The organism is Methyloversatilis sp., from assembly GCF_030696805.1.
Lineage (GTDB): Bacteria > Pseudomonadota > Gammaproteobacteria > Burkholderiales > Rhodocyclaceae > Methyloversatilis.
In genome coordinates this window covers 22664-42213 of the sequence record NZ_JAUYRO010000079.1, presented here as the reverse complement: position 1 = coordinate 42213, position 19550 = coordinate 22664, and the positions used below count along the sequence as shown (strand labels likewise).

Annotated in this window: 19 protein-coding genes; 16 read left to right on the top strand and 3 right to left on the bottom strand. The window is 66.4% G+C overall.

Annotated features, from left to right (window positions below; genetic code table 11):
* Positions 1 to 182 precede the first annotated feature (182 nt).
* The 3 genes from Q8R75_RS12805 to Q8R75_RS12795 all read left to right on the top strand — a co-directional run bounded on the left by Q8R75_RS12805 (position 183) and on the right by Q8R75_RS12795 (position 3132).
* Positions 183 to 1211, top strand: a complete 1029-nt coding sequence (locus tag Q8R75_RS12805; protein WP_305611130.1) for an XdhC family protein — start codon at positions 183 to 185, stop codon at positions 1209 to 1211.
* Between the two features lie 130 nt (positions 1212 to 1341).
* Positions 1342 to 1908 (top strand): nucleotidyltransferase family protein, encoded by a 567-nt coding sequence (locus tag Q8R75_RS12800; RefSeq protein WP_305611132.1) that lies wholly within the window; start codon positions 1342 to 1344, stop codon positions 1906 to 1908.
* Between the two features lie 96 nt (positions 1909 to 2004).
* Complete coding sequence (locus Q8R75_RS12795) at positions 2005 to 3132, top strand: HD domain-containing phosphohydrolase (protein WP_305611134.1); 1128 nt, start codon at positions 2005 to 2007, stop codon at positions 3130 to 3132.
* A gap of 13 nt (positions 3133 to 3145) precedes the next feature.
* Here the strand turns inward: Q8R75_RS12795 and Q8R75_RS12790 are convergent, their stop codons facing one another.
* Complete coding sequence (locus Q8R75_RS12790; RefSeq protein WP_305611136.1) at positions 3146 to 3556, bottom strand: hypothetical protein; 411 nt, start codon at positions 3554 to 3556, stop codon at positions 3146 to 3148.
* A gap of 44 nt (positions 3557 to 3600) precedes the next feature.
* Complete coding sequence (locus Q8R75_RS12785) at positions 3601 to 4431, bottom strand: serine protease (RefSeq protein WP_305611137.1); 831 nt, start codon at positions 4429 to 4431, stop codon at positions 3601 to 3603.
* 132 nt (positions 4432 to 4563) lie between these two features.
* Here Q8R75_RS12785 and Q8R75_RS12780 point away from each other — a divergent pair, with 132 nt between their 5' ends.
* The 13 genes from Q8R75_RS12780 to Q8R75_RS12720 all read left to right on the top strand — a co-directional run bounded on the left by Q8R75_RS12780 (position 4564) and on the right by Q8R75_RS12720 (position 17345).
* Positions 4564 to 5409, top strand: coding sequence for an urease accessory protein UreD (locus Q8R75_RS12780; RefSeq protein ID WP_305663692.1), 846 nt, complete (start codon positions 4564 to 4566; stop codon positions 5407 to 5409).
* A 53-nt stretch (positions 5410 to 5462) separates the two neighbouring features.
* The gene (locus Q8R75_RS12775) at positions 5463 to 5765 is read left to right on the top strand and encodes an urease subunit gamma (protein ID WP_305611140.1); all 303 of its coding nucleotides are present in this window, start codon (positions 5463 to 5465) and stop codon (positions 5763 to 5765) included.
* Positions 5766 to 5774: 9 nt separating this feature from the next.
* Positions 5775 to 6053 (top strand): hypothetical protein, encoded by a 279-nt coding sequence (locus tag Q8R75_RS12770; RefSeq protein WP_305611142.1) that lies wholly within the window; start codon positions 5775 to 5777, stop codon positions 6051 to 6053.
* A gap of 281 nt (positions 6054 to 6334) precedes the next feature.
* Complete coding sequence (locus Q8R75_RS12765) at positions 6335 to 6661, top strand: urease subunit beta (protein WP_305611144.1); 327 nt, start codon at positions 6335 to 6337, stop codon at positions 6659 to 6661.
* A complete protein-coding gene (locus Q8R75_RS12760; protein WP_305611145.1) occupies positions 6658 to 6876 on the top strand; it encodes a hypothetical protein in 219 nt (72 codons plus the stop codon). The genes Q8R75_RS12765 and Q8R75_RS12760 overlap by 4 nt, the downstream gene beginning before the upstream one ends.
* 18 nt (positions 6877 to 6894) lie before the next feature.
* Positions 6895 to 8607 (top strand): urease subunit alpha, encoded by a 1713-nt coding sequence (gene ureC / locus Q8R75_RS12755; protein WP_305611147.1) that lies wholly within the window; start codon positions 6895 to 6897, stop codon positions 8605 to 8607.
* 44 nt (positions 8608 to 8651) lie between these two features.
* Positions 8652 to 9146, top strand: coding sequence for an urease accessory protein UreE (gene ureE, locus Q8R75_RS12750; RefSeq protein WP_305611149.1), 495 nt, complete (start codon positions 8652 to 8654; stop codon positions 9144 to 9146).
* On the top strand, positions 9143 to 9820 hold the full coding sequence (locus Q8R75_RS12745) for an urease accessory UreF family protein (protein ID WP_305611151.1): 678 nt from the start codon (positions 9143 to 9145) through the stop codon (positions 9818 to 9820). The genes ureE and Q8R75_RS12745 overlap by 4 nt, the downstream gene beginning before the upstream one ends.
* A 214-nt stretch (positions 9821 to 10034) precedes the next feature.
* Positions 10035 to 10661 carry an urease accessory protein UreG gene (ureG, locus tag Q8R75_RS12740; RefSeq protein ID WP_305611153.1) on the top strand — a complete coding sequence of 209 codons (627 nt, stop codon included), beginning with the start codon at positions 10035 to 10037 and terminating at the stop codon, positions 10659 to 10661.
* Between the two features lie 114 nt (positions 10662 to 10775).
* Entirely contained in the window at positions 10776 to 12203 is a 1428-nt protein-coding gene (gene trkA, locus Q8R75_RS12735; RefSeq protein ID WP_305627099.1) for a Trk system potassium transporter TrkA, read from the top strand.
* Positions 12203 to 13651: a potassium transporter TrkG gene (locus Q8R75_RS12730; RefSeq protein WP_305611157.1), complete on the top strand. Its 1449-nt coding sequence runs from the start codon at positions 12203 to 12205 to the stop codon at positions 13649 to 13651. The genes trkA and Q8R75_RS12730 overlap by 1 nt, the downstream gene beginning before the upstream one ends.
* A gap of 82 nt (positions 13652 to 13733) precedes the next feature.
* Positions 13734 to 14810 (top strand): uroporphyrinogen decarboxylase, encoded by a 1077-nt coding sequence (gene hemE / locus Q8R75_RS12725; RefSeq protein WP_305611159.1) that lies wholly within the window; start codon positions 13734 to 13736, stop codon positions 14808 to 14810.
* A 363-nt stretch (positions 14811 to 15173) separates the two neighbouring features.
* A complete protein-coding gene (locus tag Q8R75_RS12720) occupies positions 15174 to 17345 on the top strand; it encodes a primosomal protein N' (protein ID WP_305611161.1) in 2172 nt (723 codons plus the stop codon).
* Between the two features lie 131 nt (positions 17346 to 17476).
* Here Q8R75_RS12720 and Q8R75_RS12715 read toward each other — a convergent pair whose 3' ends face one another.
* Complete coding sequence (locus Q8R75_RS12715) at positions 17477 to 19519, bottom strand: site-specific recombinase (RefSeq protein ID WP_305611163.1); 2043 nt, start codon at positions 19517 to 19519, stop codon at positions 17477 to 17479.
* Positions 19520 to 19550: the final 31 nt, after the last annotated feature.

Here is a 19550-nt window from a genome sequence, read left to right as displayed (position 1 = left end):
CGTAGGTTGGGGTGAGCGCAGCGATGCCCGACATCACCCGGACAGAAAAGCGAAGGACCCGTAGGTTGGGGTGAGCGCAGCGATGCCCGACATCACCCGGACAGAAAAGTGCAGGACTCGTAGGTTGGGGTGAGCGCAGCGATGCCCAACATCACCCTCTCCAGGAAAGGTACCGACAAACCATGGACAGTCTCGATCTCGAAGTTCTGACCCGCGCGCGCGACTGGCTGCGCGCCGGTCACCGCGTCATGCTGGCCACCGTGGTGCGCACCTGGGGTTCTTCGCCGCGGCCGCCCGGGGCGCTGCTGGCGTTGCGTGACGACGGCCGCGCGGTGGGTTCGGTATCCGGCGGCTGTATCGAGGACGACCTCATCTACCGGCTGCGGCGCGACGGTCTGCCGGCCGCCGCGCATGTCGTGAGCTATGGCGTCAGCGCCGACGACGCGCGCCGCTTCGGTCTGCCGTGCGGCGGTACGCTGCAGCTGGTGCTCGAGCCACTTGCCGACGCGGCGGCGCTCGACGAACTGCTGACCCGCCTCGGACGTGGAGATTTGCTGACCCGCCGGCTCGATCTGGCCAGCGGCCGTGCCACGCTGCACGCCGGTCACGCCGACCAGGCGCTGCATTTCGACGGCCAGACGCTGATCAGCGTGTTCGGCCCGCGCTACCGGCTATTGCTGATCGGCGCCGGCCAGCTGTCGGCCAGTCTGGCGCGCATTGCGCAGTCGCTCGATTTCGCGGTCACCGTGTGTGACCCGCGCGCGGAGTACAGCGACGAGTGGGCCGTACCTGGCAGCACGCTGTCGCGCGACATGCCGGACGATCTGGTGATCGCGATGCAGCCGGATGCCCGCATGGCGGTAATCGCGCTGACGCACGATCCGAAGCTGGACGATCTGGCGCTGATGGAAGCGCTGAAGACGCCGGCTTTCTACGTTGCCGCCCTGGGCTCGCGCCGCAACAACGATGCACGGCGCGAGCGGCTGAAGGAATTCGACGTCAGCGATGCTCAGCTTGACCGTCTGCGTGGCCCGGCCGGTCTGTATATCGGCAGTCGCACGCCGGCGGAAATCGCGGTGTCGATCGCGGCCGAACTGGTGGCGATGAAGAACGGTGCCGCCGCCGACACATTACTGAACGTGCGCGACGCCAAGTCCGCACTCGACATCGCCGCCGACACGCTGAGCTCGTGCGCGGCGGGTCGATACTGAGTTCCGCTCCGATGGGTGCGCGCAGGCCCGGTATCCGGCCGCCCGTCGCGACGCTCTCCCCTCCGCTGCGCGCCTGGCTGGCTGACGCGCCACGGTCTGGGCGCACCCTCCGGAAGCGGAACATCCACTGATGCAGGGCATCCTTCTCGCCGCCGGCTATGGCCGGCGCTTCGACCCGACTGGCCAGACCAGCAAGCTGCTGGCGCGCCTGCCCGATGGTCAGACCGTCGCCGCCCGGGCGGCGCGCACGCTGTGCACGGCGCTGCCCGGCAGCATTGCGGTGATCCGGCCGGGTCAGACCGAACTGGCCGCGCAGCTGCGTGGTGCCGGCTGCCACATACTGGAAAGCGCAGAGGCCGAAGCGGGCATGGGCAGTGCGCTGGCGCATGCGGTGCGCGAGACGGCGGCTGCCGCGGGCTGGCTCGTTGCGCTGGCCGACATGCCCTGGGTGCCGGTCGCGGCCATCCGCGCCGTGGCTGCCGCCATCGACACCCCGAACCGCATCGCCGCCGCCGCATTCGACGGCCAACGCGGCCACCCGGTCGCCTTCGGCGCACACTGGGCGCCACAGCTGGCTGCCCTCAACGGCGAGCACGGCGCCCGCGACCTGCTGCGCGGCCCTGACCTGTGGCTGATCGACGCCGGCACCGCCGACGTGCTTCGCGACATCGACCTGCCGGCCGACCTTCCACGCTGACAGCGGCCGAGCGTGACCGGCGCCGGCCGTCGCTGCCGGCGCGCTCGAGCCTGCGAAGGTTCATAATCCGCTTACTCGTCTTGTCAGGTGTGTGCGATGCCAAACGCCGATTCGTTCGAAGTCCCTGCCGGTGATGCCGGCATATCGCTGACCGAGCAGATGCGCTGGCTGCACGCACGGGTGCGCCATCATCATCCGCAGGTGCACCGCATCGCCATCGCGCTGTATGACAGCCGGCACGACATGCTGAAGACCTATGTCGACAGTGGCGACGTGCCGGACCGACTGGCCTTGTACGAGCGCCCCCTGGCCGACGTCCCTTCCCTGTTCGATCTGGCGCACAACCACTCCGCGCGGGTCATTCACGACATGGCGCGCTTGCCGCCACCGCATGGCGAGCACACGTTGTGGCTGCTGTCGCATGGCTATCGCAGCAGCTATACGGTGCCGCTCTACCAGTCGGCGAAGCTGCTCGGCTTCCTGTTCTTCGATTCGCGCAGACCGGGCCTCTTCGACAGCCGGTTGCTGCATGCACTGCAGATGTACGTGCAGCTGTGCCGGCTGTCGGTGCTCAACATGTTCAGCCTGTGGCAGGCGGTCGCCGGGATTGCGACGAACGCGGGCGCAAGGGCGCACCTGCGCGACATCGAAACCGGTCGTCACCTCGACCGCATGTCGAGCTACAGCCGCCTCATCGCGAAAGCCGTCGCGCCGCAGTTCGGGCGCGACGACGAATTCGTCGAACACGTATATCTGTTTTCACCGCTGCACGACGTCGGCAAGGTGGGCGTCGCCGACAGCGTGCTGCTCAAGCCCGGGCCGCTGACTGTCGAAGAGCGTGCCGCCATGCAGGAACATGTGACGCTGGGCGCCTGGTTGATCGATTCGATGATGGAGGAGGGCGGCATCACGGCGACGCCGTATTTCGAGGTTCTGAACAACATCGTGCGCTGCCATCACGAATTCCTGGATGGCAGCGGCTACCCGCAACAGGTGGCGGGTGATGCGCTGCCGCTGGAAGCACGCATCGTTGCGATCGCCGACATATTCGACGCGCTCACCTCGGTACGCCCATACCGCACGCCGTGCAGCAATGACGAAGCGCTGACCGAACTGCAGCGCATGGCCGACGCTGGCCAGCTTGATCCGCATTGCGTGTCGGCACTCGCCTGCTCGCCCGGCGGCGTGACGGGCATCCAGCAGAAATTCGGGCTGACCGCCTGACGGGGCGCAGGCGCTAATTCGGGCCCGTCTCGATCCAGCCTTCGCAGGCGGGTCGCTCCACGCTGCGCACCTGCATCCAGCGCTTGAGCGCACCACCGCGCTCGCGCGGCCATCGGGTTTCGCGGAAATCGAGCACCGTGAACGCTTCCTTGTCGGCCTGGCGGCCACGCAGCGCCCGGAGCTGTTCGCGGTTGTAGGCGCAGACCGATGACTGCATCTGCTGGATCGACCGGGTGAGGCTGTGACGTTGCTGCACCGTTTCGCTGCCGGTTTCCGGCTGCGGAAAAAGCGGCAGCCTCATGGTGATCACGCCGTCGATGCCCTCGAACGGCAATTTCACGGTGTCGCCGACGGCGGGGGGTGCGGCCTGGGCGGCTGTCATGCAGGCGAATGCAGCCAGGGCAAGCAGGTATTTTGGATTCATCACACAGCGGGTCGGTTGGACACGGCAGCGATGGTACCGAACATTCAACCTCCGCCGCCCTGTGCCCGCGCAAGTTCGAGCATGTCGCGCGCCTCGACCGAATCCGGCTGCGCCATCAGCCAGCCACGACAGTGCTTCGCCAGCTCGTCCCAGCGCCCTTCGTGTTCGAACTGCACGGCCTGCAGAAAGGGTGCGCGCGTGGCGCTCGCCTCGGCCCAGAACGGCGCCTGATCGGGCTGGCGCGGCTTGATGCCGGCCGCCAGTACCTCGGGCACCCAGTCGGCCGGGATGGCGAAGAACATGCTCTTGTCCGGACTGAGCTTGTAGAAGGTCAGGATGCCGATGAGCCGACCCTCGTGGTCGAACAGCCCGCCGCCGGAGGCACCGGCGGCAAAGGCGGCGCTGCCGCGCAGCACGCGGCTGCCATCCATTGCATACATCTGCTTCACCTCGCCCACGTCGTAGGCGAAGCGCCCGGCGGTGAAGCCGAGGCTGAACACCACGTCGCGCTTGCTGACCTGGCTGGACGGAATCAGCGGCGCGGCGCGCGTGCCGATCTGGTCGGATTGGAGGATGCACAGGTCGCGCCGGTAGTCGGCCGCCACCAGGTCGACGGTCAGTGCCTCGCCGGTCTGAACCACCACGCCATGCGTCGCATCGCCCAGTACATGGCAGCTGGTCGCCAGCAGACCGGGGCCGACCATGACCGCCGACCCGCTCGAGGTGCCGCGCGCGCTTTTCGCGTACAGCTGGAACACCGTGCGGGCCGCGCCCGGCACGCGCTCGTAAAGGGCGTCGTTCGACACCGTCGTGTCATCGGCCGGGGCCCATGCACACAGCGCGCTGAGGCAGATTGCTGCCGACAATTGCTTCATGGAGCCCCCGGGAATGTCTGGATCGGATCACAAGCGCTTGGTGTCGCCAATCGGGCAACGGTTCCGTTGCCGCACTGCGTGCGGACAGTCGTTTACCATCGGGCGATGAATGCACCGCCGATGACCGCTTCGATGACTTCTTCCGCCGCGCAGGACGCTTCGACCGGCTGGCAGGCCCGCATCGCGCTCGACTACCGCCTTTCCGGTGGCCGCAGCGTGCTCGCACGGCGCGAGCACGTCGGACCGTTGCGCGTGCAAAAGGCGCTCTATCCGGAAGGTGACGCGGTGTGCCACACCCTGCTGCTGCATCCGCCGGGCGGCGTTGCCGGCGGTGACACGCTGCAGGCGGACATCGCCGCCGCCGGGGGCGCGCATGCGTTGATCACCACACCGGGCGCGACCAAGTGGTATCGCAGCGCCGGACCGGCGGCACAGTCCGGCCTGTCGATGCACATCGGTAGCGGTGCCTGCGTCGAATGGCTGCCGCAGGAAGCCATCGTGTTCGACGGCGCGCGAGCGCACATCGCCAGCCGCATCGAGCTCGATGCCGGCGCGTGCTTCATCGGTCTTGACCTCTACTGCCTCGGTCGCACGGCCAGCGGCGAGCGCTTTGTCCGCGGCGAACTGAAGCTCGACACGCGCATCACCCGCGCCGGCAAGACGCTGAGGCTGGAGCAGGCTCGGCTGGACGTCGCGGCGCCGCTGCTGCAGTCGGCGGCCGGACTGGCCGGTGCGCCGGTGTTCGGTACGCTGCTGTGCGCCGGGTTTGACGCCGACGACGCACTGCTTGCCGCCTGCCGTGCACTGCCCTGTGCCCGGGGCGACGGCGGCGTCACCCGCTTGCCCGGTCTGCTGGTGGCGCGCTACCGCGGGGCCTGCAGCCAGTCGGCCCGGGCATGGTTCGTGCATCTATGGTCGATGGTGCGACCGGCAATGACCGGGCGGGCGGCCCAGCCGCCCCGGATCTGGGCGACCTGATGGTCGATGGACAAGCTGTTCGACACCTCTGAAAGCGGAAGAAAAGAACCACGATGGAACTGACGCCACGCGAAAAAGACAAGCTGCTCATCTTCACCGCGGCGCTGCTCGCCGAACGCCGGCGCGCGCGCGGGCTGAAGCTGAACTACCCGGAAGCGGTGGCACTGATCACAGCCGCGATCATGGAAGGGGCGCGCGACGGTCGCAGTGTGGCCGAACTGATGAGCTTCGGAACGACCCTGCTTGCCCGTGACGATGTCATGGAAGGTGTGCCGGAAATGATTCCGGACATACAGGTGGAAGCCACATTCCCCGACGGCACCAAGCTGGTGACCGTCCACCAACCGATACAGTGAGGCGCACCGGTGAGCGATGAGGAAGTCGAACTGGCCCGTCGTCTTGCGCGCTTCAAGCTGAGCGTGCGGCGCACACTCGGCGTGTCGGTCAATCTCGACGCGCTGCTGGTCGACCTCGACTACCGCACCCGAACGCTGTCAGAGATCGAAGAATTGACCGACGACGAAGAACTGCTGGTGAACCTGCTGCTGGTGCGTGATTTGCTGTCGAAGAAGCGCGACAGCGCGGAGGACGAAGCGGGCACCAAGGCCGTGCGTGATTACCGTTTTGGTGCGCGTTCCGGGTGAGGCGACGGATGGACAAGCCTTGTGTCGCGGCCGGCACGCCATCGTTGTTGGGCATCGCTGCGCTCACCCCAACCTACGAAACCCGTCGCGTACGGCGAGAACCCGTAGGTTGGGGTGAGCGCAGCGATGCCCAACACCCCACCCGGAAATCCGGAATGAAGCCAAACATGAAACGACAGAAGATTCCCGCCAGCATCCGTAGGTTGGGGTGAGCGCAGCGATGCCCAACATCACCGCCTGCAAAACCGCACGACAGATATGAAGCCATTCAGGAACAGCCCATGATTCCCGGACAGATGCAGGTCGCCGAAGGCGACATCGAACTCAACGCCGGCCGCGCGACGATCACACTTGACGTGCGCAATACCGGCGACCGGCCGGTGCAGGTGGGCTCGCACTACCACTTTGCCGAAACCAACGACGGACTCGAGTTCGACCGGGCTGCGGCGCGCGGCTTCCGGCTGGACATCGCAGCCGGTACCGCGGTGCGTTTTGAACCTGGCCAGCTGCGCACCGTGCAGCTGGTCGCGCTGGCCGGCGACCGCCGGGTTTTCGGATTTCAGGGCCGCGTGCAGGGCCCGCTTGACCCCCTTGGAGACAGGACATGATCAGAACGACAGTGGCGCTTGTGGCGCTGTGGAGCAGTGCGGCCTCGGCGCACGAGGGCGAACATCACGGCAGCCTGCTTGCCACGCTGATGCATCTGGTCAGCCAGCCCGACCATGTCGCGATGATTGCCGCTGCGGCCATCCTCGGCGGCGTCGGTGCACTGGTGATGCGCCGGCGTGCGCGTGCCGCGCGCCGCATGTTCGGCAAGCAGTGAGCCGATGATCGCGTTCCGATGAGCACACGGATCAGCCGGCAGGCCTATGCGGAAATGTTCGGCCCGACCACTGGCGATCGGGTGCGGCTGGCCGATACCGGACTGTGGATCGAGGTCGAACGCGACTACACGATCTACGGCGAAGAGGTGAAGTTCGGCGGCGGCAAGGTGATCCGCGACGGCATGGGCCAGAGCCAGCGTATGAGCGCCGACGTGATGGACACGGTCATCACCAACGCGCTCATCGTCGACCACTGGGGCATCGTCAAGGCCGACATCGGCCTGAAGAACGGCTTCATCGCCGCCATCGGCAAGGCCGGCAATCCTGATATCCAGCCCGGTGTCGATATCGTGATCGGCCCGGGCACCGAAATCATCGCCGGCGAAGGCATGATCGTCACCGCCGGCGGCATCGACAGCCACATCCACTTCATCTGCCCGCAGCAGATCGAGGAGGCGCTGATGTCGGGTGTCACGACGATGCTGGGCGGCGGCACGGGGCCGGCCACCGGCACCTATGCGACCACCTGCACGCCCGGGCCCTGGCATATCCATTCGATGCTGGCCGCGGCAGAGGCGTTTCCGATGAACCTCGGCTTTCTTGGCAAGGGCAATGCCTCGCTGCCCGGCCCGTTGCGCGAACAGGTCGAAGCCGGCGTGATCGGGCTCAAGCTGCACGAGGACTGGGGCACCACGCCGGCTGCCATCGACAACTGCCTGTCGGTGGCCGAAGACATGGATGTGCAGGTCGCGATCCACACCGACACGCTGAATGAATCCGGTTTCGTCGAAACCACGATCGCAGCGTTCAAGGACCGCACCATCCACACCTTCCACACCGAGGGCGCGGGCGGCGGCCATGCGCCGGACATCCTGCGCGCGGCGTCGATGCCCAACGTGCTGCCGTCATCGACCAACCCGACGATGCCCTACACGGTCAACACCATCGACGAACATCTCGACATGCTGATGGTGTGTCACCACCTTGATGCGGCAATCGCCGAAGACGTGGCGTTCGCGGAAAGCCGCATCCGCCGCGAAACGATTGCGGCCGAAGACATCCTGCACGACCTCGGTGCCTTTTCGATGATGTCGTCCGACTCGCAGGCCATGGGCCGGGTCGGCGAAGTGATCCTCCGCACCTGGCAGACCGCGCACAAGATGAAACTGCAGCGCGGCACCTTGAGCGACGCGTCCGGCACTTCGCCGGCAGCCGACAATTTCCGCGTGCGCCGCTATATCGCCAAATACACGATCAACCCGGCGATCACGCATGGCATCGGCCACATCGTCGGCTCGATCGAAACCGGCAAGCTGGCCGATCTGGTGCTGTGGAAGCCGGCCTTCTTCGGCGTGAAACCCAGCCTGATCCTGAAGGGCGGCATGATTGCCGCTGCCGCCATGGGCGACCCGAACGCCTCGATCCCGACGCCGCAGCCGGTGCATTACCGGCCGATGTTCGGCAGCTTCGGCGGCGGCCTGCGCACCTCGCTCACCTTCGTGTCTCAGGCGGCGCTGAACAACCCTCGCGTCGCTGCGCTGGGTCTTGCCAAACGGCTCGAACCGGTGCGCAACACGCGTACGATCCGCAAGTCCGACATGGTGCTCAACAACTGGCAGCCGCAGATCGACGTTGATCCGGAAACCTACGCCGTGCGCGCCGACGGCGAACTGCTGGTGTGCGAGCCGGCCGAAGTGCTGCCGATGGCGCAGCGCTATTTCCTGTTCTGACACCGACGGGTTTTCATGCCGCGTGATCCGCGGCAGACACAGACATGCTGCTGATCGAATCCTTCGCGCCGACCGACGCCGTGCCGGCCGAAACACTGACTTTGTCGTTCGAGCTGCGCGCCAAATGCCGGCTGCGCACGCACCTCGATTCGGGCGAAGTGGTCGGCCTGTTCCTGCCGCGCGGCACGATACTGCGCAGCGGCGACCGGCTGGCCGGCAACGATGGCCGCGTCGTGCAGGTCGTTGCGGCCGCCGAAGCGGTCATCGAGGCGCGCAGCGACGATGCGCTGCTCGTTGCGCGGGCGGCGTATCACCTCGGCAACCGCCATGTCGCGGTCGAGGTACAGCCGGGCCTGCTGCGGTTGGCGGCCGACCATGTGCTGGCGCAGATGCTGGCGGGTCTGGGGCTGGATGTGAGCGAAACCCGCGCCCCCTTCGAGCCGGAAGCGGGTGCCTACGGCGGCCAGCCGGCGCACCACACGCACGCCCATGCCGAAGAAACCGGCGCGAAACTGCACCTGTTCGGTGGCGGTGCGTGACCCCGCTCGCGCTTGTCCGCCTGCTGCATCTGGCCAGCCCGACGCTGCCGGTGGGTGCGTTCAGCTATTCGCAGGGGCTGGAATGGCAGGTGGAGTGCGGTGCGATCCGTCACGAGGCGGACGCCGGCGACTGGATACAGGCCGTGCTCGATGCCGGTGTCGCGCGCTTCGAACTGCCGCTGCTGGCGACGCTGATGCGCGCCTGGGCAGCCGCCGATCACGCGGCGCTCGCGGCGCTCAATGACGATTATCTGGCCAGCCGCGAGGCGGCCGAACTGCGCGCCGAAACGGTGCAGATGGGCTATTCGTGCACGCAGTTGCTGAAGGCGCTCGACGCCTGCCGCGGCGTCGCCGATGTGCTTGCGGACATCCACGAGCCGGCGTTTCCGACCGCCTGGTCCGGTGCCGCAGTGGCGCTCGATGTACCGGTCGGGCCGGCGCTGACCGCCTGGACCTGGGCCTGGGCGGAAAACCAGGTGATGGCGGCGATCAAGGCGGTGCCGCTCGGCCAGACCGCCGGCCAGCGCCTGCTGATGATGCTGGGCGAGGCCATCCCGTCGCGCGTCGACGCCGCCATCGACCTGCCGCGCGCCGACTGGAGCAACTTCGCGCCGGGCCTGGCCATCGCCAGTTGCCGGCACGAAACGCAGTATTCGAGGCTGTTCAGGTCATGACGGCGGCACTCGATCCGTTGTCTCGGTCGGGCGCCGATCCGGCGCAGCGAGAGGTGACCAACCCGGGGCCTCTCGGTTGCTTGCAGACGGATCGCGGACAGGGTCCGCTCCTGCGAGAACCTTGCACGGTCCTGCCTTTCGTAGGAGCGGGCCCTGCCCGCGATCCGTCCGTCAATTACGTGCGCAGAATGATTTCAGCCTGAAAGGACACCCCATGACTTCACCCACTCCCCGCCCACCGCTGCGCGTGGGCATCGGCGGCCCGGTCGGTTCGGGCAAGACGGCGCTGACGCTGGCGCTGTGCCTTGCGCTGCGCAGCCGCTACAACATCGCGGCGGTGACCAACGACATCTACACCGAAGAAGATGCGCAGTTTCTGGTGCGCAACCAGGCGCTGCCGCCGGAACGCATCATCGGCGTGGAAACCGGCGGCTGCCCGCACACGGCGATCCGCGAAGACGCATCGATCAATCTCGAAGCCGTGGCGCGGCTCAATGCGCGCTTTTCCGGGCTGGATGTGATCCTGATCGAATCCGGCGGCGACAATCTTGCGGCGACCTTCAGCCCGGAACTGTCCGACCTTACGCTGTACGTCATCGACGTGGCAGCCGGCGACAAGATTCCGCGCAAGGGCGGGCCGGGCATCTGCAAGTCCGACCTGCTCATCATCAACAAGATCGATCTCGCGCCCATGGTGGGCGCGTCGCTGGAGGTGATGGAGCGCGACGCGAAAAAGATGCGCGGCGAGCGGCCGTTTGTATTCTCGAACATGAAAACCGGCCACAACCTCGACTTCATCATCGCCTTCATCGAGCGCGAAGGCATGCTCGGCGGCGTCTGAAACCAGGGTGAGAACCGGGCGAAATCCGCGTGAGCACCGGTTGATCATTGCGCTGCTGCACCGCAGCAGCCGCGTTGCAGCTACACTCGCGCAACTTTTTCGCAGGGTGGATGCGTGAAGATCATCATTCTGGGCGCCGGTCAGGTTGGCTCGTCAGTGGCCGAAAATCTGGCGTCGGAAGCAAACGACATCACCGTTGTCGATACCGACGCCGATCGCCTGCAGGCACTGCAGGACCGGCTGGACCTGCGCGTGGTGTTCGGCAACGGGGCCAGTCCATTGGTGATGCGCCAGGCCGGCGCTGAAGATGCCGACCTGCTGATCGCGGTCACCGCGTCCGACCAGACCAATCTATGCGCCTGTCGCATCGCGCAGACCCTCTTCAACCTGCCCACCCGCATTGCCCGGCTACGCTCGATCGATTACGCCGACTACCCGCAACTGCTGGACGACGACAACTTTGCGGTCGATTTCTCGATCTGTCCGGAACAGGAAGTCACCGACTACCTGAAGCGGCTGATCGCTTTTCCGGAAGCGCTGCAGGTGCTCGAATTCGGCAAGGGCCGGGTGACGATGGTGGCGGTGCGCGCGGTCGGCGGCGGGCCGCTGGTCGGCGGACCCGTGAAGGCGCTGCGTCAGCACCTGCCGGGCATCGATGCCCGCATCGCGGCAATCTACCGGCGCGACAACGCCATCATTCCTGACGGCAATACGGTGATCGAACCGGGCGACGAGGTGTTCTGCCTGGCGGCCAGCGAACATATCCGCGCGGTCACCGCCGAACTGCGCCGGCTCGACAAGCCGATGCGCCGCATCATGATCGCCGGCGGCGGCAACATCGGTTTCCGGCTCGCCACGTCGCTGGAAAAGGATTACGAACTCAAGCTGATCGAACACTCGCGGGTGCGCGCGGAGTTCCTGTCCACCCATCTGCCGAAAACGCTCGTACTGGCCGGCGACACCACCGACGAGGTGTTGCTGGAAGCCGAGAACATCGACGACATGGACCTGTATCTCGCGCTCACCAACGACGACGAGAACAACATCATGTCCAGCCTGATGGCCAAGCGCATGGGTGCGCGTCGCGTCGTCGCGCTGATCAACCGCAAGGCCTACGTCGACCTGGTGCAGGCGGGCGCGATCGACATCGCCATTTCGCCGGCCCAGGTGTCCATCGGTTCGCTGCTCGCCCACGTGCGCCGCGGTGATGTGGTCGCGGTGCACAGCCTGCGCCGCGGTGCCGCCGAGGCGCTCGAACTGGTGGTCCATGGTGACCGCAAGACGTCGAAGGTGATCGGCCGGCCGATCGAGGAAATCGGTCTGCCCGAAGGCGCCCTGATCGCCGCCATCGTGCGCCGCACGGATCGGCCGGTCACGATAGGCGTGTCCGACCAGGCGGTGCAGCAAACGCACGACGTGGTGATCATTCCGCACCACGACACGGTGATCGAGCCGGAAGACCACGTGATCGTGTTCTGCTCGAGCCAGAAGCTGGTGTCGCGCGTCGAACGGCTGTTCCAGGTCGGCTTCGGTTTTCTCTGATGCTGTCGGTCATCAATGTACTGGGTCGCCTGCTGATCGTGTTCAGTGCGGCCTACCTCGTGCCGATCGCCTGTGCGCTGATCTACGACGACGGCTCGGCGATGCCTTTCGTCGACGGCATGGCGATCAGTGCAGTCAGCGGACTGCTGCTCTACCTGGCTACGCGCGGCCGCTACGCCGAACTCAAGCCGCGCGACGGCTTCATGCTGGTCAGTTCGGCCTGGCTGTGCATGGCGGTCATCGCCACGGTGCCCTTCATGCTCACGCTCGATTCGCTGAGCTTCACCGACGCGCTGTTCGAGGCGATGTCGTCGCTGACCACAACCGGCGCCACCACGCTGGTCGGGCTCGACACCTTGCCGCCGGCGCTGAACCTGTGGCGCCACCTGCTGCAGTGGTTGGGCGGCATGGGCATCATCGTGTTTGCGGTTGCCATCCTGCCGCTGCTCGGTGTCGGGGGTATGCAGCTGTACAAAGCCGAAATGCCGGGCCCGATGAAAGAAAACAAGCTGACCGCCCGCATCACCGACACCGCCAAGGCGCTGTACTCGATGTACATCGGCCTGACCATCCTGTGCATCCTTTCACTGAAGCTGGCCGGCATGGAATGGATAGACGCCATCTGCCACGGTTTTTCGGCGCTCGGGCTGGGCGGGTTCTCGACACGGGACGCGAGCATCGGCGCCTTCGATTCGGTCGCCATCGAAGGGGTGCTGATCCTGTTCATGATCTTTGCGAGCATGAATTTCGCGACCCACTTCATCGCCTTCCAGCGCCGGTCGATCGGGCCCTATCTGCGCGATGCCGAAGCCAAATCCATCCTGCTCGTGCTGGGTAGCAGTTTTGTCGGGTTGACGCTCTACATCCATTTCCAGGACGTGCACGAAGATTTTCTGCTGACGGCGCGCCACGTGGCGTTCAACCTGGTGTCGATCGCGACCAGCAGCGGCTACGCGAGCACCGATTACGGCACCTGGCCACTGTTTGCGCCGCTGTGGATGCTGTTTCTCGGTGCAATCACGGCAAGTTCGGGTTCCACCGGCGGCGGCATAAAGATGATGCGCACCCTGGTGCTGATGGGCCAGAGCCGGCGAGAAATGGTGCGCCTGATCCATCCCGCAGCGGTGCATCCGCTGCGCGTCGGCCGCACCCCGGTGCCGGATCGCGTGGCGCAGGCGGTGCTCGGTTTCATCTTCGTGTACTTCATGAGCATCGTGCTCGTGACCTTCGTACTGCTGCTGTCCGGCGGCGATTTCCTGACCGCCTTCACGGCCGCGTTTTCGTGCATCAACAACATCGGCCCGGGCCTGCAGGAAGTGGGCCCGGCCACCAACTTTGCGTCACTGACCGACTTCCAGACCTGGGTGTGCAGCTTTGCCATGCTGCTGGGGCGTCTCGAAGTGTTTTCGCTGCTCATCCTCTTCACGCCGGGCTTCTGGCGCAAGTAGTGCCGCCTCGCCGAGGGGCGGTCGCATCGGCTATCCTTGCGGCCTGCGAAAACCCGATCGAACCAACCCTCCGGGACTCACCATGGCCGCTCCCCGCAACGACTCCTTCCTGCGCGCACTGCTGCGCCAGCCGACCGATCACACGCCGATCTGGCTGATGCGCCAGGCCGGCCGCTACCTGCCGGAATATTGTGCGACGCGCCGTCGCGCCGGCAGCTTCCTGCAACTGTGCAAGTCGCCGGCCATGGCCTGTGAGGTCACGCTGCAGCCGCTCGAACGTTTCCCGCTCGACGCCGCCATCCTGTTTTCCGACATCCTGACCGTACCCGACGCGATGGGGCTGGGGCTGTATTTTGCCGACGGCGAAGGCCCGAAGTTCGAGCGTCCGGTGCGCTCTGAAGCCGCCATCCACGCCCTGCGGGCGCCCGATCCGCACGACGAGCTGCGCTATGTGGTCGATGCAGTGAGCGAAATCCGCCGCGCGCTCGACAATTCGGTACCGCTGATCGGCTTCTCGGGCAGCCCATGGACACTGGCCAGCTATATGGTCGAAGGCGGCGCATCGGATGACTACCGACACCTGAAGACGCTGATGCTGGACCGCCCCGATTTGCTGCACCACCTGCTGGGCGTCACCGCGCGGGCGGTCACAGACTACCTGAATGCGCAGATCGAAGCCGGCGCGCAGGCGGTCATGATTTTCGATTCATGGGGCGGCGCACTGTCGGCGCACGGTTATCTCGAATTTTCGCTGGCCTACATGCAGCGCATCATTGCCGGCCTGAAGCGCGAACACGACGGCGAGCGCGTGCCGGTCATCATGTTCACCAAGGGCGGCGGCCAGTGGCTGGAAGCGCAGGCCGAAGCCGGCGCCGATGCGCTCGGACTCGACTGGACGACCGACATCGGTCTGGCGCGCCAGCGTGTCGGCCACAAGGTCGCGCTGCAGGGCAATTTCGATCCGACCGCGCTGTTTGCGCAGCCGGCATCGATCGCCCGCGAAGCCGAGCGCATTCTCGACAGTTACGGTCCGCACCCGGGCCATGTGTTCAATCTGGGACACGGCATTTCGCAACACACGCCCCCGGAGCACGTTTCCGCGCTGGTGGAAGCCGTGCACCGCCACAGCCGGTCGATTCGCGCCGCTGCAGGCGTGTAAACCGCGTCCTGCGGCGCTTTGCGCAAGGCGTGCAAAAGTGTCGCAGGGGTTGACTTATGCACAGTCAGCCGCTCAAGGCGCCGGCACGCCACGGATGGACAAGCTATTTTTTCCTTGACAGCCAAGCTGTTGGTTTTAATAGAGAATTTTTTTTCTTGACGCCCGTTCAAAAATTTGATGGAAAAAGCGTCCGGTCAAGTCACTGATCGCAACGAAGTTTCCCACAAAGTTATCCACAGCCTTTCCGCGCCTCAAACCCGTGTCGCCTGAGTGGCTTGCGGCCCGGATCGATCAGTCTTCTTGAACGACATGCCGCAAGTGACTGAATCCATTGATAGCGCCCGACAGGCCTTGGATAGCGCGGTGCTGCGACCACCCGGTAGCTTGTTGCAGGTGGCGCTGGCGCGGCCGATTCCGACGCTGTTCGACTATGACGCTTCGGCCTTCCCTGAAGTAGAACCTGGATGCCGTGTCCGGGTACCGTTCGGCCGCAGCGAAGTCTGGGGCATCGCCTGGGGCTGGTGCGCTGAGGCCGGCCTCGACCCGGCGCGCATCAAGCCGCTGCTCGCCGTGGACGCCCGCAGTGTGCCTTTGCCGGCCAGCTGGCGCGCACTGGTCGATTTCGTCGCTCACTACTATCAGCAGCCGATCGGCGAAGTCGCCGCGATGGCCGCGCCGCCGGCGATCAGCGCCACGCGTGCACAGCGCGCCGTGCGCCGGTTGCGCGTCACCGACGCCGGCCGGGCGGCGATCGACGCCCTGCCGGCGCGCGATGTCGGGCGCAAGCTGATCACTGCGCTGATGGCCGCCGAATCGCTGAATGAGGGCGAACTGCGTGCGCTGTCGGCGCGCGCCGGTGCGGTGATGCAAGCCCTGCTCGAACGCGGCCTGATCGAAATCGCACTGGCCGATGCGCCGGCCGAAGCGGGACATGCGCTGGGTACCGACCAGGCCAGCGCGCTGGCGACGCTGCTGGAACGCCCCGGCTACGCGGTCAGCCTGCTGCATGGCGTGACCGGCAGCGGCAAGACCGAGGTCTATCTGCGGCTGATCGAAACGCAGATCGCCGCCGGCCGGCAAAGCCTGTTGCTGGTGCCTGAAATCGCGCTGACGCCACAGCTGCAGGCGCGCGTCGCAGCGCGCTTTCCGCGCGCCTGCCTGCACGTGATGCACAGCGAAATGAGCGACGGCGCACGCGCCATGGCCTGGGCGGCCGCGCAGTCGGGCGAGGCGGACATCGTGCTCGGCACGCGGCTGGCGGTGTTCGTGCCGCTGCCGCGCCTTGGCTGCATCGTGCTCGATGAAGAGCATGACGCCTCGTTCCGGCAGACCGAAGGCGTGCGCTATTCGGCGCGCGACGTCGCGATCTGGCGTGCACGCGCTGAAAACGTGCCGATCGTGCTGGGCAGCGCCACGCCATCGCTTGAATCGCTGCGCCACGCCATCGACGGGCGCTACCGCTGGCTGCGCCTCACCACGCGCGCCGGCGAGGCCAGTCTGCCGTCGGTGAAGCTGATCGACACGCGAGTGCAACGCGCCCAGGAAGGCCTCAGCGTACCGATGCTCAAAGCCATCGAACAGCGGCTGGAACGCGGCGAACAAAGTTTGCTGTTCATCAACCGGCGCGGCTACGCGCCGGTGCTGAGCTGCCCGGCCTGCGGCTGGGCAGCGAGCTGCACCCAGTGTTCGGCCCATCTGGTGCTGCATGCGGTGGATCGCCGGCTGCGCTGTCACCACTGTGGCGCCGAAGGGCCGGTGCCGCGCGCCTGCCCGACCTGCGGCAATCAGGACATCCAGGGCTACGGTCGCGGCACCCAGCGCCTCGAGGAAACTCTGGCCAGCCGCTTTCCGGCGGCGCGCCTGCTGCGCATCGACCGCGACAACGTGCGCGGACGCGAACACTGGCAACAGCAGCTCGACCTGATCCGCTCGGGCGCAGTCGATCTGGTGGTCGGCACGCAACTGCTCGCCAAGGGCCACGATTTTCCGGGCATCACGCTGGTTGGCGTGGTCGGCGCCGATGCGTCGCTGCATGCGGCCGATTTCCGCGCGCAGGAGCGGCTGTTCGCGCAATTGATGCAGGTCGGCGGCCGCGCAGGCCGGGCCGGCACCGCAGGCGAGGTATTGATCCAGACGGCGCAGCCCGACCACCCGTTGTTCGCCGCGCTGCGCGCGCACGACTTCGACGGCTTCGCGCGCAGCCAGCTGGCCGAACGCGCCCAGCTCGGCCTGCCGCCTCACGGTTTCCAGATCATGCTGAGCGCCGATGCGCCCGAACTGGCGCTGGCCACGGAATTTCTCGCGGCTGCCCGCCGCGCGGCGCTGGCACTCGACGTCGGCGGCGTGCGCGTATACGACGTGGTGCCGATGCGCATGGTGCGCCGGGCCGGGCGCGAGCGCGCCCAGCTGGTGGTCGAATCGCGCAGCCGCCCGCCGCTGCGTGCGCTGCTCATCCCGTGGCTCGACAACCTGTACCGCTTGCGCCTCGCGCGCGGCCTGCGCTGGCACATCGACGTCGATCCGCTGGAGGTGTAGCGATCACCGTGCGCATCGCGGACAGGGTCCGCTCCTACAAAAAGGCGTCGCCGGGGCTTTGAACGTTTGATGGTTTTCGTAGGAGCCTGCCCCGCAGGCGATCCGCACCCCGAATACGCGGCTGGGCACGATCAACGTCCGGGTTCACTGAGCTGTTCGGCCTCGGCGGGCGGGTCCTTCGGCGGCCAGAAGAAGTCGCGCGGGCGGGTCAGGAAGCGCCGGGCCAGCTTGACCGACAGGCCGCGCGTATCGTCCGGCTGGATACCGCGCGAGCGCAGGGCCACACGCATCGCGAGGCTGAAGCTCACGGTCAGGTTGGTCAGGCCGATCAGCACGACGCCCAGCGCGCCGATGGCGATGGCGTGCCAGTCGACATCGAAGCTCAGCGCTTCCAGGCCGTAGGCGAGATTGGCCGACGCGAATGCGACGTGACGGATGTCCAGCGGCAATCCGAGCAGGCTGCCGATGACCGGTGTGCTGCCCAGCATGCAGCCGAACAGGAAGTTGCCCGCCAGCGCGCCAAGATTGAGTTCGATATAGCGCGCAAAGCGCGCCAGCCGGGCCTCGCCGAGCAGGCTGCGCAGCCATTTCACGCGCAGCAGGCGCTCCGGTACGCGGTGGTACAGCGACTGGTTGTCGTAGTAGCCGGAAATGAGGCCGCTGAGGAACAGGAAAATGCCGGCGATGGCCGCATGCACCAGTGCAAGGCTCTGCCAGGGGTGCAGGTCGTGCAGCAGATGGGCGCCCTTGACCGGATCGACCGGATGCCAGTCGATGAACTGGCCAGCCGTCATGGCGATGGACAACGCCATGATGAAGCCGATGCTGACATTGCCCGCGATCGATATCCACTGCGTGCGGCTCACCTGTGCCGCCAGTTCGACCAGCACGCCGAGGCGCGCGTCGCGGCTTTGCTGGCCATCGAGCGCGGCAGCCAGCGTGGCGGCCGTCATCGCCGGCTGTTTGGTGGCAATCGTCAGGTGCAGGATATGGATCAGCACGAAGCCCAGACCGTAGTCGAGGCTGTAGGCGACGGCTTCCCACACCGGCGGCAGCCCGAGTTTGGAAATGAGGATCTTGATCATCGCCATGGTGCCGATGATCACGCCGGCACCCGCCGCGGCGCGAAACATGGCTACGAATTCACTGCGCGTGCCGGTTACATAGTGTTCGCCCGAGCGGCTGGCCTGTTCGGTCACGCGCCGCGCCAGCAACTGCGTGGTGCCGGTGAACAGGTCACGCAGGCTGTTGCGGCGATTTTCCTGCTGCACCAGCCGCAGGAAGAAATCGATCGCGCGGGCGCGCAAGGCGGGCCGGTCATCGGCCTCGTCGGGCAGCGCCAGCGTGCGCAGCAGGCGCAGGCGGTCGGCGATCTGTTCGATGCGGGCCAGCAGGAACACCAGATTCACGCCCACGCCGGCTTCGCGCGAACGCCGCCTGATGGTGTCGATATAGCTGCTGCACTGATCAAGCAGCACTTCGAAATGGCCGTCGTAGGGTTGCGGCGTTTCGCCGCCGGCATGCAGCCGTATGAGTTCGCGTACTTCGTCGCTCTGCGCGAGGAAAGGCGACTCGTGCCGCGCCAGCGCCGGCATGTAGCGCAGCAGCGCCGGTTCCATGCCCAGTGCAGCCAGGCGGTGCGACGCCATGCGCATGGCTTCGAACAGTTCGTGCCGGCACTGCCGGCGCGCCGCGGCGAAGGCCTCGCCATCGAGATCGAGTCGCTCGAACAGCGTTTCCCAGTCTTCGCGCGGAATGGCCACCATCCATTCACCGTCGTCGGAGGCGTCGAAGACTTCGCTGAAAAGGTCGCGCAGGAAGTCGTCGTTGATCGCCGGCGGCAGCATGCGGCCGAGTACGCGGCTGATCAGGCCGCTGAAAAAGCCCTGGTTGGCCAGTACGCCGGATTCGGAATACAGCGTGCGGTGCATGCGTGCCAGCAACACCGTCTTCAGATAGTGCGACAACGCGGCCGCGAGGTCCGGGCGGCTTGCGAGCAGGCGCAGCAGGCCGTGAAAACGTGATTCGGCAGCGGCGAGACCTTCGCGCCCGTGCGGCCGGAGCAGCGCGACCAGGCAGGTCAGCCGGTCACCACTGCTGTCGTCCGGATGGCGCGCGGCGTCTTCAAGCAGGGCCAGCAGGGCCGACGGATAAGCGTTGTTGGCAGAGGTCATGCGAAATCCATGCGGAAACAGTCGGATCGAA